Genomic DNA, 16,273 nt, shown 5'->3' on the forward strand with positions numbered 1-16,273 from the left:
CAGCCGTGAGTGTCAGATCATGGATGAGCCGGCGGCGTGGTGCGCGGGGAGGCCGGCATCGGCAAGACCGCCCTCCTGGACCATCCGGCGGGTTGAGCGAGCACACGTGTGCGGCGGGTACGGACGGGTGCCGGGGCTGCCGGGAGGCCGTCGACCGGTCGGGGCGTACTCGGTGTACGCGGAGTGGCCGCAGCGGGAGAACCGCCGTGGTGACGCGCGGGAGCGGTTGCGGTTGGCGCACGGGATGTTCTCTCGGTCCGGCGAGGGTGCGGACGCCGGGCGTGCCGCCCTTGAGCTGTGGGCGACGGGGGAAGCGGTGGCCCGGCGCGGTACGGCGCTGCGGCGGCCTTGACCTCTCCAAGGCGCAGATCGCGGCTCTGGCCCGGCACGGGAACTGACGAATCCGGAGATCGGCGCGCAGTCGTTCCCAGCCCGCACATCGTCGAGTCGCATCTGCGCGGTGTTCACCAAGCCCGGCATCACCTTCCGCCGGCAGCCGCGCACCGTGCTCACCGGGTGGCCGCCCACCCCGACGGCGTGAGACCGGCCATCCCCACCTCGTCGTGTCACAGCGGGAGCGCCTGCCTTGTCTGTACGGCGGAGCAGGGAACCGTCGTCGTAACGAGGAGGCAATCACATGCGGGTGGCCGTGGCCGGAGGAACCGGCATGGTGGGGAAGTTCGTCGTGGCGGAGCTGCGGGCCGCGGGACACCGACCTGTGGTTCTCGCCCGTTCGCACGGCGTGGACCTGGCCACCGGCGTCGGCCTGGAAGAGAGGCTGTCCGGCAGTGACGCGGTGATCGATGTGACGAACATCGTCACGACGAGGAGGAAGACCGCGGTCGACTTCTTCTCCCGGGCCACCGGCAACCTGCTTGCCGCCGCCCGGTCGAACGGGATCGGGCATCTGGTCACCTTGTCGATCGTCGGCAGCGACGAGGTGGATTTCGGGTACTACTTCGGAAAGCGCGTTCAGGAAGCACTGGTCCGCGACGGAGGCGTGCCGTGGACGGTGCTCCGTGCCACCCAGTTCTTCGAGTTCCCCGAGCCGCTGCTGGACAACCGGTCACCGGTGGTCATGATGCCGAGGATGCTCACCCAGCCCGTCGCCGCCCAGGACGTCGCCGAGAAGCTCGTCGAGCACGCGGTACAGGGCCCTTCCGGCATGGCACGGGAGATCGCGGGGCCCGAGCGGCTGGACATGGTGGAGATGACGCGCCGTATCCTGCGCTCTCGGGGCCGGCGGCGGCTCGTCGTGCCGGTGACACTCCCCGGCAAGGTGGGCAACGCCATGTCAGGAGGCGGCCTGCTACCGCGTGGGGAGTACGTCCAGTGCCGCCGGACGTTCGACGAACACCTCGCCTCCTTGGGGCGGACCATGACAACCGGTCGGTGACCGGCGAGGGGGTTGCCCGTCGCCGGTCGGCGGCGAGCAGGCCTCCGGCCGGTCGTTCCGTGGAACCGTCACGTCGGCGCTCTCAGCGTCGAGACGTCGGGTCACAGCGCCGTGTGCAGGTGCCGCCGAGAGGGGATGCCAAGCTTGGCGTACACCTTCCTCAGGTGCCATTCCACGGTGTGCGGACTGAGGAACAGCTGCGCGCCGATCTCTGAGTTGGTCAGACCCTCCCGGGCCAGCTGCGCGATCTGGGTCTCCTGGGCGGTCAGTGTCTCCGCGGCGACACCGTCGCGCCGGGTCACCGTCTCACCGGTGGCCCGCAACTCGCGGACGGCGCGTTCGGCGAACGCGCCCGCACCGAAGCGGCTGAAGAGGGCGTGTGCCTCGCGCAAGTGTTCCCGGGCGTCCACGCGACGGCTCTCCCGCCGCAGCCACTCCCCGTAGAGCAGGTGGGCCCGGGCCAACTCCACTCCGGCCTGGGTACGTCCGAGTCGTTCGATCGCCTCGCGGTACAGCTCTTCGGCCGCGTGGCCTCGACCGAGCAGCGCCCGGGAGCGCGCCTGGACACCGAGCGCCCAGTTCGTGGCGGCGGCGTCTGTGACCAGGGCCAGCCGGTCCAGTGCGACCTTGGCCGCGTCGTGGCGACCGCTGCGCGCCGCGGCTTCCACCAGTTCGACCAGTCCCCAGTTGGCCGCGATCAGGTCCTGCTGGTGGGCGGTCGCCAGACGGGCCGCGTCGAAGGCCTGCTCGTATCTGCCCAGGCCGTTGTTGAGCACGGCTGCCGCCCGTAGTCCGACGGCCACGCCGAGGCCCTCACCGCGGTGCGCGGCCTCGTCCATGCCGGCCTCGATCAGCGGAGCGGCCTCGTGTTCGCGGCCCTGCCAGGCGGCGAGCGTCATCGTGCCGTACGGCGCGAAGCTGGTGCCGGCCGCCTCCCGCACCCGGGCGATCTCCGCGATGAGCAGTGCCGCCGCGTTCAGTTCACCGGCGCACGTGTGGAGGACGACCCGCGAGTTGAGTGCGAGGGGCAGCTCGGCCAGCGCGCCGACGGCCCGTGCGGTCCGGACCTGGCGTGTCACCAGCTCCGTCCAGCCCTCGTCGTCCCACATCTCGGCCGCCAGCGCCGAAGCCGGCCACGACAAGCGCAGGATCTCCTCCGGGTCGTTCTCACGGCGCAGCGCCCGTACCGCTTCGCGCGAGGCGGCGACCGCCTCGCGGTATCCGGCGGTGAAGCGGATGGCCAAGGCGTCCAGAAGCAGGTCGGCAGTGCGCGGCGGTCCCCCGACGGGCGGCAAGGTCTTCCGCGCGGTCGCCGCCACCTCGCGTACGTGCGTGCCGGGGGCGAGGCGTCCGGCGAAGATGGCGGCCGACAGGGCGTCCAGCAAGGTTTCGCGAGCCAGGCCGGCATCGAGCGGCACCAGCCGCCGCGCGGTGGCCAGCAGAAGGGGGAACGCCTCTTTGTCCCGGCTGGAGGCGAGGGCGATCCGGGCCTGGAGGAGGTCCGCGCGGGCGCGACCGAGTGCGTCCAGGACGCCGCTCCCGGCCAGCGCCAGCAGATCGCGCGCCGCAGCGGGCGCACCGGCGCGGAGTTTCGCCTGAGCCGCGGCGAGGGCACGCGTCGCCTTGCGCCGCGGGTCAGGCGTCAGTACGGCCGCGTGTGCGAGGAACGCCGCCGCGGCGGCGGTGCCGCCTCGGGCCAGCGCCCGCCCGGCCGAGGACTCCAGCTCGGCGGCCACGGCCTCGTCCGGCCGCACCGTCGCCCGCGCCAGGTGCCAGGCGCGGCGGTTCGGGTCAAGGCCGGGGTCGGTCGCCTCCGCCAGGACGCGGTGGATCTCCCGCACTTCCGCCAGCTCGGCCGACCGGTAGATCGCGGAGCGCAGGAGCGGATGCCTGAAACGCACCAGAGCCCCGATGTCGAGCAACCCCGCCGTCACCGCCGGGCCGGCCGCGGCGGAGTCGATGCCCAGTCGCTCGGCGGCACGCCTGAGCAACGCCGCGTCACCGACCGGCTCGGCGGCGGCGAGCAGCAGCAGGCGCTGCGTCGCGGCCGGCAGCGAGCGGACCCGTGTGAGGTAGCTTCTCTCGATACGGCCGGTCACCGGTCCGGGATCGGGCAGGTCGAGCCCGTCGGCCGGCCCCGCCCCGATGCGACCGCGGGGGAGTTCCAGCAGCGCGAGGGGGTTGCCGCGTGCTTCGGCGAGGACCCGGTCACGGATCCGCTCGTCCATCGGGCCGTCGGCCGCCGCGTCCAGGAGTGCGCGCGCGTCGGCGTCGTCGAGGCCTTCGAGTCTCAGCTCGGGCAGACCGGCCCACTCGTCGCGTCCTCGTTGTTCACGGGAGGCGAAGACCAGTGCCAGCGGTTCGGCGTGGACCCGCCGCGCTACGAACGCCAGCGTGTGCGCGGAGACCCGGTCCAGCCACTGGGCGTTGTCCACGAGGCAGAACAGCGGCTGCTCGGCGGCCGCGTCGGTCAGCAGTCCGAGTACGGCCAGGCCGACCAGGAACCGGTCCGGAGGTGGTCCCGTGCTGAGTCCGAACGCGGTGGCCAGCGCTTCTCTCTGCGGGGGCGGAAGGGAGCCGACGCGGCCGAGGAACGGGGCGCACAACTGGTGGAGCCCCGCGAACGGCAGTTCCATCTCCGACTCGGCGGCCGCCACACGGGCGACGCGGTGTCCGACGACGCGTGCCGCCAGGTGATCCAGCAGAGCCGACTTCCCGATTCCGGCGTCACCGCGCAGGACCAGTACGGCGCTGCGTCCCGCCTCCACCTGCGAGACCAGCGCTTCGAGCGCATCACACTCGCGGCGCCGACCACGCAGCCGCGCCGGATCGTCCCCACTCATCCTGACCCCCGCACGTGGGGGAGCATAACAACGCCACGAGCGGCTCAGCTGGTCGTGGCGGGGGAGGAACGGGCCGTCTTCCCCCGTTCCTCAAGGGCGCATCTCCCCTCGCTCGCCACGCACGGCGGCGGGGCGCCGTCGGCGGCGAGCACTCTCTCCAGGGGCAGGAGGTCGCCCGACCGGGCCGCAGTGCGGAAGGCCCTCACGAGCCGTCGGTGTGCGTCCGGGTCCACCGGCCGGGGCCGCCGGCTGCCGGCGAGACGCTCTTGCGCACGGAAGACTTGCTGTCTGGCATTGGTGACGCTGACGTGCAGGATCTGGGAGATACGGGCGTAGGGGTAGCCGAACCCTTCCCGAAGGACGTACACCGCACGCTGGCTCGGGGTCAGCGTCTCCATCAGCAGCAGGACGGCTCGTTCGACGGCGTCCTGCAACTCGGCCACCGTGTCCGGACCGGCCTGGTGGTCCGTCGAATCCGGCAGCCAGGCGCCGACGCAGGTTTCCTGGCGTCTGCGGGCGGACTGGACGACATTGACGGCGAGCCGGATCGTCGTCGTCCTGAGCAGCGCCGGTGGGTTGAGCACGACCGTCCGGTCGGTTCCCTGCCACCGCACCCATGTCTCCTGGAGGACATCCTCGGCTTCGACCGCGTCGCCGGTGATGCGGTGGGCGATCCTGAGCAGTCCGGGCCGGGCCCGGACGAACACCGACACCGCCTCACCGAGCTCGTCGGCGGCCGGGCGGGCCGCCATGCCCGGACTGTCCCGGACCTGCCTGGCTCTGGTCGGATACTGCTTCACGACCGGCTCCTTCGCTCGACTGGATGGCGCCCCGAAGGGCGGCAGACCCCAAGGTCACCCCCAGGTGTGACCGATCGCACCCCGCGGAGGCCGTAGGCGGGTTCGTAGTGGTTGGCGGCGGCCCCGTGGCGGATCGGCGACGGATCATGCTCGGACGCTCCGTGGACGAGCGCATTCCGATGATGACCGGCCCCACCGGGCTCGATCCCGAGATGCTCAGCCGCGCGTCTCAGCACCATCGCGTCGCCGATCGGTCCGGCTGCGGCGACCAGCGGCAGTCGTGGCATCGCCGGCGGAAGCGACCGGACCCGCCGGATGGAGGCCCGCTTGATGAGGTCGGCCGTGGGTCCCAGCTCCGGGGGCCCGAATCCGTCCACCGGTTCGGGCCCGTGAGGTCGCGCGGCAGTTCCGGCAGCGCGAAGGCGTCGAGGTCGTACCGGCCGTCCAGCGTGAGTTCGGGCAGTCCGGCGAACGTGCCCTCACCATGCGGCTCGCCGCAGGCCGATATCAGGTCGACCGGCACGGCGAGCAGACGCCGCGCGACGAAGGCCAACGTCTGTGCGGAGACTTCATCGAGCCACTGCGCATCGTCCACGAGGCAGAACAGCGGCTCCTGGAAGCCGCTCGCCTTGTCTCGGACTCGCCGTCCGCGTAGCTGCCCCCATACGAGGACGGCGTACAAGTGACGCGGATCATGGACATGGGAAGGCATGGCTGACTCGCGACGGCCGATGTTCTCTTGGCGGCATGAACGAAAACCCTGCGTTTCCCTTCCCTGCGCCGTCCCACTGGATCGACGGCCGACCTCTCCGGGGTTCCGGGCCGTTGATCGACGTGGTGAATCCCGCCGACGAATCGGTGATCGCCGCGGTGCCCGAGGGCACGGCCGAGGACGTGGACAAGGCGGTGGACGCCGCGCTCGCCGCCTTCCCGGCATGGGCGACGACGTCCCCGCAGCACCGTGTGGCCGTCATGCGGCGCCTGGCCGAAGGCCTTCAGCAGCACTCCGAGGCACTTGCCGCCACCATCACCTTGGAGATGGGCGCCCCGATCGGCTTCTCCCGACAGGCGCAGGTGGGGTTCCCCATCGCGGCGACCCTGGCCGCGATCTCGACGGCCGAGCGGTTCGAGTGGACGGAGGTGGTCGAGAACTCGCTCGTCATCCGCGAACCCATCGGCGTGGTGGGAGCCATCACCCCGTGGAACTTCCCGCTTCAGCAACTGGTGACCAAGGTCGTCCCTGCGATGCTGGCCGGCAACACTGTCGTCCTCAAGCCCTCGGAGAACAGCCCGCTCAGCGCCCGCATGTTCGCTGAGATCGCCACCGAGGCGGGTCTGCCGGACGGTGTGTTCAACGTGGTGCAGGGCACCGGCCCGGTCGTCGGCGAGGCACTCTCCCGCCATCCGAAGATCGACATGATCTCCTTCACCGGGTCCACCCGCGCAGGCAGAAGCGTCTCCGTGGCCGCCTCCGGCACGGTCAAACGCGTCGCCCTCGAACTGGGCGGCAAGGCGGCCCACATCGTCCTTCCCGAGGCAGACCTCGACTTCGCCGTCCGTCGCGGACTGGCTTACGCCTGGGCCAACGGCGGACAGGCCTGCGGCGCCTACACGCGCATGCTGGTGCCCGAGAGTCTTCAGGAGACCGTGGTCGAAAAGCTCCGGGACGTGGCCGGGGAGTACGTCGTCGGTGACCCAGCCGACGAGGGCACACGGATCGGCCCGCTCGCCTCGGAGACCCAGCGCCGGCGCGTCGACGACTACATCCGGCGTGGCATCTCCGACGGCGCCACGCTCGTGGTCGGCGGCCCCGGCCGGCCGGAGGGCTTCGAGACCGGTGCCTACGTCAGGCCCACGATCTTCTCCGACGTCGCCCCCGAGTCGGTCATCGCCCAGGAGGAGATCTTCGGCCCTGTCCTCGTCGTCATCCCCTACGTCGACGACGACCACGCCGTCGAGATCGCCAACGGCACGATCTACGGCCTCAACGGTGCGGTGACCGGTGACGAGGACCACGCCATGGCGATCGCCCGGCGCTTGCGCGTCGGCCAGGTCGATGTCAACGGTGGAGCGCACAACTTCCAGGCACCGTTCGGCGGGTACAAGCAGTCCGGCAACGGCCGGGAGATGGGCCGTGCCGGTATCGAGGAGTTCCTGGAGACCAAGGCGATCACCCGCTGACACACCGCGTCGCCATCACCCTGGGAGGCGAGCCGGGACGCCGACGCTCCTCCCGGGGCGGCGCGGCCGTGGGGGGACGCCCCCTCGCACGGCGGCCGACGCCGTCAGGGACGCCCTCCCTGTGCTCGCGAGGGTGTGGGACGGCACACTGTCGCGGGGAATGAGCGGTCCTGGCCGCGTCGCTGACATGGCCGGAGTACTTAGCGAAGGCCGCGGTCGAGGCGGCGCCCTCTCCCGCAAGCCCGGTCAGGACACCCACGGACGGGCGATCCCGTCGGGGACGGCACCGTCCCGTGCGAAAGGACAGCCATGGCAGATCGGGCAGCATTGGCAGCCTTCCTCCGGGCGCGCCGCGAGGCCCTCCAGCCGGAGGACGTCGGACTGCCCCGCGGGCGCCGCAGGCGTACCGGAGGGCTGCGCCGCGAGGAGGTCGCGGCACTCTGCGACATGTCGGTGGACTACTACAGCCGGCTCGAACAGCCACGAGGTCCCCACCCCTCGGAACAGATGCTCGCCGCCATAGCCCGTGGACTGCACCTGTCACTGGAGGAGCGCGACCTTCTCTTCCAGCTCGCCGGTCACGCCCTGCCCCACCGGGTGCGGCGCGGCGACCACATCAACCCGGGGATGATGCGCATCCTGGACCGGCTGGAGGACACCCCCGCCCAGGTGATGAACCACCTGGGCGAGACACTGAAACAGACGCGCTTGGCGGTGACGCTGCTGGGTGACGCGACGGCCCACACCGGACTGGCGCGCAGTGCCCACTACCGCTGGTTCACCGACCCGGTCGCCCGCCTGGTCCACCCCGAGGAGGACCACGCCGAGCAGAGCCGCCTGATGGTGGCGGACCTCCACGGCGCGTACATCCGCGACGGCGGCGACTCGCGTGCCGCCGAGCTTGTGGACGCGCTGAACAGGGAAAGCCCTGAGTTCGCCGGGATCTGGCGCGAGCGCCCCGCACTGGGGCCCTATTGCGCCTCCAAACGCTTCCTGCACCCCCAGGTCGGGACGCTGGAGCTGCACTGCCAGACACTGGTCGACCCCGACCAGTCCCAGCGGCTCGTGGTGTACACCGCGACACCGGGCACCGAGAGCCACACCAACCTGCGCCTGCTGTCCCTCCTGCCGAACACCGGGGGACAGCCCGTACCGGGCAGACCCTGAGGAAGCGGAGCGGGTGGTTGCCGCGGTGCCCGTCTTCGCCGTGCTCCGATGCCACCCGTCGGCTCCCTGGACGCGCTACCGGAGCAAACACGCGTCGGCCGGGACGTCGTGCATCAACTGGGCGATGTGGGTGGGGACGGGCGCGACGGGTTCACGGCGCACCCCGGTCGCCGGGGACCACACCAGATTGACGTCCAGGTCGGGGTCGACGTCGGGGTGGTCGGACCGGTTGTGACAACCCCGTGTCTCCCGCCGCTCCAACGCGCACAGAAGTGTCGCGCGAGCGGCGAGGACGGCGGATTTGAGATCAAAGGCGTACGCGAGGTCCTGGAAGCCGCCGATGTCGATGTGCACGCCCACGTACGCCATACGGTCCTCGATCGCGTCGAGTTCGGCGAGCCCGGCGGTGAGCCCCGCCTCGTCCCGCACGACACCGGCGCGCTCCGTCATCAGGTGCCGCACCGACCGTTGCAGCGCGCGGACGTCCTGGTCGCCGTCGGCGACCGCGAGCCGGTTCACGTCCGCCTCCGCGGCGCGAACCGCCGCCGGCGACCGTTGCTGGGAGGTGAGCCCGGCCGAGTACTCCGCAGCGGCCCGGCCGGCGATCCGGCCGTAGACGAGTGGTTCGATCAGCGAGTTCTCCTCCAGCCGGTCCGCACCGTGCAGACCACTGGCGGCCTCCCCGACCACGAAGAGCCCGTCGACATCGCTGCTGTGGTCCTCGGGCCGTACCCAGACACCGCCCATGGAGTACTGGGCGGTCGGCGCGACCTCGATCGGGTCATGGGTGACGTCGAGCATCTGGAGGTCCAACAGCGCCTGGTGCACCCGCGGCAGCCGCGTCAGAACCGTCTCACGCGGCAGGTGCGACAGGTCGAGCCACACGCCGCCGGCCCGGGTGCCGCGGCCCTCCTTGATCTCCGTGTAGGACGCCAGCGCGATCTTGTCCCGGCTGCACAGCTCCATTCGCTCGGCGTCGTAGCGCGTCATGAACCGCTCGCCGAGGTTGTTGAGCAGGACCCCGCCCACGCCGCGTGCCGCCTCGCTGACGGGCATGCCGGCCGCGTTCTCCGGCCTGATCAGCCCGAAGGGGTGGAACTGCACCAGCTCGGGGTCACGCAACCGGGCGCCGGCCTCGACGGCGAGGCGGAAGGTGTCGCCGGTGTTCTCGCCTCGACGCGACGACGTACGCCGCCAGAGGCGCGTGTGCCCTCCGGTCGCGAGGATCACGGAGTCGGCGTGCACGAGGTAGCGCGAACCGTCGACGAGATCGAACCCATAGGCACCGAAGACCGTCCCGTCGTCGACCAGCAACCGGGTGACGTACACGTTCGGCAGGACGGGAACGGCGAGTTGCTCGGCGCGTTCACGGAGCGCTCGCCGCACCTCCAGGGCGGTGAACGCGGCACGGCGGTACGTGTGGTCGGCGAAGCGGCGCCGGGCGGCCCCGCCGCAGCCCTGGCGGTCGAGACGCATGCCGTAGCGCCCCACGTCGTGGAATCCCTGCGCGGCGTAGCGGGCAACGACCTGCGCGGTGCGTGGGTCGGCCAGCGAGTGCCCTGCCCGCAGTGTGTCGGCCGCGTGCCGTTCCCACGTCTCCACGGGACCGGTGGCGAAGGGCGCCTCAGCCGAACATCCAGAGGTCGGGACAGTGTGGTGGACGTCGTCAGCCGCGCGTTTGGCCACCGCGATGACCGCGATGCCGGCCTCGGCGACTTCGATGGCCGCGCGGAGGCCGGCTCCACCGGCTCCCACTACGAGAACGGACGTGGCGAGCTGGTGTCCGAGCGAAGACACGGAACCTCCTGCGGCAGCGGACGGGCGAGATCATAGGCAGTGGTCGACCGGACAGCGGCCTCGTGTGTGACAGCGTCGGAACAACTTTCGCAGTGGAGTCCGTCACAATAATCCGACACAAGTTGTGGGTGCCGTCCGGGTATCGTTGTGAGGATCCCTCCGACAACCGTTGTGGCAGTCCTACACCCCCGGATTCCTCCAAGGAGCCGCGTCGCATGATCGCCAGCCCGCTTCCCGACCTGGTCGGCCGGCATCGCGAGTGCGCGGCCCTCGACGACCTGCTGGCTGGGCTGCGCGAAGGCGGGTCCCGCGTACTGGTGGTCCGTGGCGAGGCCGGCATCGGGAAGTCGGTGCTCCTGGCATACGTCGCCGCGCGGGCGTCACGGGTGAAGTCGGCCTGGGCACATGGCATCGAGGCCGACATGGAGCTGCCCTACGCGAGCCTGCACCAGCTGTGTACGCCGTTCCTGGACGAGCTCGACGAACTGCCCGAACCCCAGCGCGACGCCCTCCGCGTGGCGTTCGGGATGGCGGCCGGGGACCCGCCCGACCGCTTCCTGGTCGGCCTCGCCGTGCTCACACTGCTCACCCGGGCCTCGGAGAGCCGACCGGTGCTCGTCCTGGTCGACGATGCTCAGTGGCTGGACCAGGTGTCGTTGCAGACCCTGGAGTTCGTGGCCCGGCGACTGCTCGCCGAGGCCGTCGCGGTGGTGTTCGCGGTACGTGACCCCGAGGGGCGGGACGCACTCCACGGTCTGCCGGCACTGCGGATCGGCGGTCTCGACACCGTCGCGGCTGGAGAGCTCCTTGAGGCCGCCGTCGGCGGGCGACTGGAGAAGCGGGTCCGCAACCGGTTCGTGGCCGAGATGGGCGGCAACCCGCTCGCGCTGCTCGAATTCTCCCGCGGCCGCAGCGCCGCCGAGCTGGCGTACGGCCTGGACTCGTCGACGTTCCGGAGCGTCCAGGGACCGGTCGCGAGCCGTGTCGAACGGGACTTCGCCAGCCGGCTCGGTTCGCTGCCGGCGGCGACCCGGACACTGCTGCTGATCGCCGCGGCGGAACCGGTCGGTGACGCGCGTCTGCTGGTCCGCGCGGCCGCCTCTCTCAAGATCACCCCCAATGCCGCACCGGCCAAGGCGGCCGGTCTGATCGAGTTCGGTGAGTCCGTACGGTTTCGGCATCCGCTGGTCCGTTCCGCGGTCTACCACGGAGCCGGGCCCGAAGAACGCCGGGCGGTGCACCGGGCGTTGGCCGAGGCCACGGACCCGGTCCTGGACCCCGACCGGCGCGCCTGGCACGCCGCCCAGGCCGCCGACGGGCCGGACGAGGAGGTCGCCGCCGGGCTGGAGCAGGCCGCCGACCGCGCGCGGCAGCGCGGCGGGATCGCGGCCGAGGCGGTACTGCTGGAGCGCGCGGCCGAGGTGACGCCGGATCCGTGGCCGCGGGGGCGCCGGGCCCTCGCAGCCGCCGAGGCCCACTTCTCGGCCGCCGCGCCCGATCGGGCCACGGAGCTGGCGACGGTGGCCGAACTGTGTCCCCTGAGCGCTCTTGACCGCGCCCGCCTGGCGCGCCTGCGGGCCAGGATCCTGTTCGCCCGCAGCCGCAGCGACGAGGCGGCACCCCTGCTCCTCGAAGCCGCCGCACAGTTCACCGCCGCCGGGTCGCCACTGGCGCGCGAGACGTACCTGGAGGCGATCAGCGCGACCATCTTCGCGGGCCGGGTCCACGGTCCGACAGGTGCCCGCGCCGCCGCGATCGCGGCCCGCGGGTCCGGGGCGCCCCCCTCGGGCTCCAAGGCCGCAGACCTGCTCCTGGACGGTGTGGCCGCGCTCCTCGCGGACGGTTGTGAGGTCGGTGTTCCGGCACTGCACGGCGCTCTGGAGCTGCTCGCACACGAGGAGCTCGGCACGCGTGAGGCGACCATGCGCTGGCTCCTGCTTGCGCCAGTCGCGCTGGAGGCGTTCATCCACTACGCCTGGGACCTGCACACGTGGGACACGCTGTCGAGTCGCGCGGTGCGCCTGGCCCGCGACATCGGAGCGCTCGGCGCGCTGCCACCGGCCCTCGTCTACGCCGGCGGGGTGCACATCCACTACGGTGATTTCGCCGAGGCGGCCCGGATGATCGACGAAGCCGACGCGCTCGCCGCCGCGACCGGCCACGCTCCGCACAAGTACGCGACGCTCGTCCTGGCCGCGTGGCGAGGCGAGGCGGACGTCGCCGCCGGCATCATCGAAGAAGCCCGGCAGCGGGCCGAACAACGCGGCGAGGTGGGACTGCTGGGCGCCATGGGCTACATCCAGGGCGTGCTGTTCAACGGTCTGGCACGCTACGAGGAGGCCTTGGCGGCGGCCCGCACGGGCATCGACCACGACGGGTTCAACTTCACCGGCCTGTCGCTGGTGGAACACGTCGAGGCCGCCACCCGGTGCGGTGAGCTCGACCAGGCCCGCGCCTCGCTGGCCCGGCTGGTCGAACTCACCCGCGCCGCCGACTCCGGATGGGCCCGTGGCGCCAGCGCCCGCAGTCAGGCCCTCCTCGCCGACGGTGACGAGGCCGACCGCCTGTACCGGACCGCGATCGAGGAGTTCGGCCGCGGCAGTGTGGCCGTGGAGGTGGCACGTACCCACCTCCTGTACGGCGAGTGGCTCCGCCGCGGCAACCGTCGTGCGCTGGCCCGGGAGCACCTTCGCACGGCTCACGAGATGTTCGACGGGATGCCCGCCCACGCGTTCGCCGAGCGGGCCCGCCGCGAGCTGCTCGCCACCGGCGAGCACGTCAGGGTGCGGGAGAGTGCACCGACGAGCACCCTCACCCCCCAGGAGACGCAGGTCGCCATGCTCGCCGCCGACGGCATGACGAACGCGAAGATCGGCGCGGAGCTGTTCATCAGCCCGCACACCGTGGAGTGGCACTTGCGGAAGGTGTACACGAAACTCGGCATCAAATCGCGTCGCGCACTGCCGGGTGCCCTCGCGCGCACCCCGGCCGCGGACACCAGGAACGAGGTGCCGTCCGGCTGAGGGCCGCCGGGCCCCAGGTGAACCCCACGGGGTCCCTACGGACTCGACCACGGGTACCAAGGGCGCGGTGAGCGGTGCCTCGGGCCGAGGGTGGAAGGCAACGCCCCCGAGGGGCGCCCGCCCGCGAAGAGAGGTTCCCGAATGTTCGCGCCCAGCCCGGATACGACGACGCCGACCGAACCCCGGGTCGCCCGGCCGGGCGAGGACGACCTGGACATCGCCCTCGGCATCTTCCTGGCCCAGCGGACACGACTGTTCCGCATCGCCTACCGGATTCTCGGTGACGTCTCGGCAGCCGAAGACGTGCTGCAGGAGGTGTGGCTGCGCTGGCAGCTCACCCACCGCGTGGAGATCAACAATCCGGCCGCGTTCCTGACCACGGCCACGACCCGTCTGGCGATCAACGTCGTCCAGTCCGCGCGGCTCCGTCACGAGACACCGGCCGAGCCGCAGTTGGCCGACCTCGGCGACCGGGCCGCTCAGGATCCCATGGTGTGTGCCGAGCGAACCGTGGCGGTCGAGGCGGCCCTGGCCTTGCTCATGGCGAGGCTGACCCCGGACCGGCTGGCCGCCTACGTGCTGCGCAAGGGCTTCGACTACGCCTATGCCGATCTGGCGGGGCTGCTTCGGATCAGCGTGCAGAACGCCCGAGTGGTGGTCCACCGAGCGCAGGCCCGCCTGGAGTGCGACCGCGAACGGCCGGTCCCCGCTGAGTCGCACCGTCGTCTCGTGGCCGCGTTCCGGACCGCGGCCAGCACCGGCGACCTGGAAGACCTCATCCGGTTGCTGGTCCCCGGCAGCCATGTGCACCGCCTGCTGTCGCCGGCCTGAGAGGAGGCACGAACGGCGCGACCCATGCGAAGCCACGGTCGTGCGTCCAGGCGCTGCCGTGCCCGCCCGCAGCGCGCAGTCGTGTGACTGCCGGATGACGGCACGGAGAAAGCACGCGAAACCGTGGCACGGCCTGCCACCCGGCAAGTTCCCCGGCTCACGCGCATCTCTGGAGGAACAGTCCTCCCGGCCGAACCGGTGTCACACGGGAGGCCTTGAAGCGCGGCGCTGGGTGACGGCCCGAGCCGTGATCCGGAGCACCGGGCTCTCACCAGTGCGTTCATGATCGTGAGCGATGTTCGACATGTACCGAACGCCCGGTAACATGGTCGGCATGCCGGACCACTCGTCCCCTGCCGACAGCGAGATCGCCCTGCCGCGCCTGCTCGGAGTGCTGAGCGACCCGACTCGGCTGGGGATCGTCCGCATCCTGTCCGACGGTGCCGAGCGCGGATGGGGGCAATTCAGCGCCCCCGTCGCCAAGTCCACTCTCAGCCATCATCTCAAAATGCTGCGCGAGGCGGGTGTCACGCAGACCCGTCAGGAGGGCACGCGCTGCTATGTGAAGCTGAGGCGTGACGCCCTTGAGGCCCGTTTCCCCGGCCTCTTGCCGGCACTGCTGTCCGCCGCTGTCAGCGACAACATCGGAGACCATGTCACCGAGCGCGACGAACCGGCGTAACGACGTCATTGTCGGCGCCCCGTACTGAATGGGTTGTGTGTCCCTGGGCGGGTGAACCGTCGCCGTAGGGGTTGTGACGCGGGCTGCCACCCAACCTGGCGTCCGCCGCACTGGTCGCGGTGTGTCGTGGCACCCATGCCACCGTGTGCCCATGGGGGCGAACGCCCCGAAGCGCTCCTGGGGAGGTGACCGGGCCTGGCCGGCGCCGGTCGGTGTCCGGCATGCTCCAGCCCCCGTCGCGTGTGACACGCCGTGACCCATCGCCCGGCGAAGCCTCTTCTTCCCCATTTGACTGTGACACGAAGTCTTCATAATGTTCTATGTACAACGAACATCGAACAAGGAGCACCTCATGCGCGTGGACTCCCTCGACCGGACCTTCTCCGGCCATGTCGCGATCGTCACCGGTGCCGGATCCGGTATAGGCCGGGCCACGGCCACCGCCTTCGCCGAGGCCGGCGCCCACGTACTCGGTGTGGGTCGACGTGAGGCGCCGTTGCAGGAGACGGCCGCGGCGCACGCCAACATCGACGTCCTGGCGATCGACATATGCGGCGACGGAGCACCTGCCAAGGTTGTCAGTGCCGCCGTGGAACGCTGGGGCCGCCTCGACCACCTCATCAACAACGCCGGCGCGACGGCAGTCATGCCACTGGCGGAGACCGACAAGCAGACGATCGTCGATCTGCTCGCGCTCAACGTCGTCGCTCCGAGCCTGCTGGCCCACGAGGCCCTGCCCCACCTGCGGAGGACCTCCGGGACGATCATCAACGTCTCCAGTACCTACGGCCACCGCCCCATGGCGGGCGGCGCGCACTACTCGGCGTCCAAGGCGGCCGTCGAGCAGATGACGCGGAGCTGGGCCCTGGAGCTCGCCGGCGAAGGTGTCCGGGTCAACTCGGTCGCTCCCGGCCCCACCCGGACCGACGTCATGCTGCACGCCGGCCTCACGCCGGAGGCCGCCGACGACATGTACGCCTACGAGCGTGACCGTATCCCCACGCACCACATCGCGAGCGCTGACGAGGTGGCTCACTGGATCCTTCGTATGGCCGATCCCGCCGGGCGTCATGCGACCGGTCAGGTGATCACTGTCGACGGCGGGCTGGAACTCATCTGACTCCACCGCCCCCGGCCCGCTTCTGACGGCTCGCCACGATCTCGCGTGGCCCGGGAAGATCCACGGGAGCCCGTGAGCCGCGTGAGGGTGCTTGCGGCGTACCTGATCCGGCTAGTACTCCAGTCAGAAATCGTTGCCTGAGCTGGTTCTTCTTCGGTAGTGGCAGCGGCGGGCGATGGCCTGGTGTTGTCGGCGCCAGAGGGACCAGTTCAGGGCGTGGATGACTGCTCCGAAGCGGGGTGTGGGCCGGGGCAGGAGAGCGTCCAGGAGTCTGCGGATCTCTGCCACCGTGAAGCGGACGGTGCTGGTGGGGTCGTTTCTGCGGCCCCCCTTTCGGTGGTCTGGGCCGCGACGACGGACAGAAACGCGTGGGCGAGCATGGCCAGGGTGATGTGGCGATACCAGCCCCGGATAGCGGCGGACCTCGTACTGG

At 71.2% G+C, this 16,273-nt stretch carries 11 protein-coding genes and 1 pseudogene; 7 read left to right on the plus strand and 5 right to left on the minus strand.

The genetic code is table 11. From position 1 onward, the window contains the following. The first annotated feature begins 637 nt into the window (after positions 1-637). Positions 638-1,396: an SDR family oxidoreductase gene (locus AQJ11_RS43135; RefSeq protein ID WP_059267116.1), complete on the plus strand. Its 759-nt coding sequence runs from the start codon at positions 638-640 to the stop codon at positions 1,394-1,396. Positions 1,397-1,497: 101 nt separating this feature from the next. On the opposite strand, the gene AQJ11_RS43140 is transcribed toward AQJ11_RS43135, so the two are convergent. From AQJ11_RS43140 to AQJ11_RS50220, 3 genes are all read right to left on the minus strand, one after another. Continuing rightward, a complete protein-coding gene (locus AQJ11_RS43140; protein WP_059267117.1) occupies positions 1,498-4,239 on the minus strand; it encodes an AAA family ATPase in 2,742 nt (913 codons plus the stop codon). A 44-nt stretch (positions 4,240-4,283) separates the two neighbouring features. After that, the gene (locus AQJ11_RS43145) at positions 4,284-5,039 is read right to left on the minus strand and encodes a sigma-70 family RNA polymerase sigma factor (RefSeq protein WP_059267118.1); all 756 of its coding nucleotides are present in this window, start codon (positions 5,037-5,039) and stop codon (positions 4,284-4,286) included. Between the two features lie 229 nt (positions 5,040-5,268). Continuing rightward, positions 5,269-5,634: a hypothetical protein gene (locus AQJ11_RS50220; RefSeq protein ID WP_167360910.1), complete on the minus strand. Its 366-nt coding sequence runs from the start codon at positions 5,632-5,634 to the stop codon at positions 5,269-5,271. A gap of 119 nt (positions 5,635-5,753) precedes the next feature. On the opposite strand from AQJ11_RS50220, the gene AQJ11_RS43150 reads away from it, so the two are divergent. Both AQJ11_RS43150 and AQJ11_RS43155 read left to right on the plus strand, forming a co-directional pair. Then, positions 5,754-7,220 (plus strand): aldehyde dehydrogenase family protein, encoded by a 1,467-nt coding sequence (locus AQJ11_RS43150; protein ID WP_059267127.1) that lies wholly within the window; start codon positions 5,754-5,756, stop codon positions 7,218-7,220. Positions 7,221-7,529: 309 nt separating this feature from the next. Next, complete coding sequence (locus AQJ11_RS43155) at positions 7,530-8,387, plus strand: helix-turn-helix transcriptional regulator (RefSeq protein WP_059267119.1); 858 nt, start codon at positions 7,530-7,532, stop codon at positions 8,385-8,387. Positions 8,388-8,462: 75 nt separating this feature from the next. Here AQJ11_RS43155 and AQJ11_RS43160 read toward each other — a convergent pair whose 3' ends face one another. Then, the gene (locus AQJ11_RS43160; RefSeq protein ID WP_059267120.1) at positions 8,463-10,184 is read right to left on the minus strand and encodes an FAD-binding protein; all 1,722 of its coding nucleotides are present in this window, start codon (positions 10,182-10,184) and stop codon (positions 8,463-8,465) included. A gap of 215 nt (positions 10,185-10,399) precedes the next feature. Between AQJ11_RS43160 and AQJ11_RS43165 the strand changes: the two genes are divergently transcribed. From AQJ11_RS43165 to AQJ11_RS43180, 4 genes are all read left to right on the plus strand, one after another. Further along, positions 10,400-13,207 (plus strand): helix-turn-helix transcriptional regulator, encoded by a 2,808-nt coding sequence (locus AQJ11_RS43165; RefSeq protein ID WP_059267121.1) that lies wholly within the window; start codon positions 10,400-10,402, stop codon positions 13,205-13,207. 141 nt (positions 13,208-13,348) lie between these two features. Continuing rightward, a complete protein-coding gene (locus AQJ11_RS43170) occupies positions 13,349-14,038 on the plus strand; it encodes a sigma factor (RefSeq protein WP_059267122.1) in 690 nt (229 codons plus the stop codon). Positions 14,039-14,372: 334 nt separating this feature from the next. Then, positions 14,373-14,720 (plus strand): ArsR/SmtB family transcription factor, encoded by a 348-nt coding sequence (locus AQJ11_RS43175; RefSeq protein WP_059267128.1) that lies wholly within the window; start codon positions 14,373-14,375, stop codon positions 14,718-14,720. 352 nt (positions 14,721-15,072) lie between these two features. Continuing rightward, positions 15,073-15,840 (plus strand): SDR family NAD(P)-dependent oxidoreductase, encoded by a 768-nt coding sequence (locus AQJ11_RS43180; RefSeq protein WP_059267123.1) that lies wholly within the window; start codon positions 15,073-15,075, stop codon positions 15,838-15,840. 209 nt (positions 15,841-16,049) lie between these two features. Here the strand turns inward: AQJ11_RS43180 and AQJ11_RS47760 are convergent. Then, positions 16,050-16,273: pseudogene (locus AQJ11_RS47760) on the minus strand (IS701 family transposase); the annotation flags it as partial.

The sequence above is a fragment of the Streptomyces corchorusii genome, from assembly GCF_001514055.1.
GTDB classification, from domain to species: Bacteria; Actinomycetota; Actinomycetes; order Streptomycetales; family Streptomycetaceae; genus Streptomyces; species Streptomyces olivaceoviridis.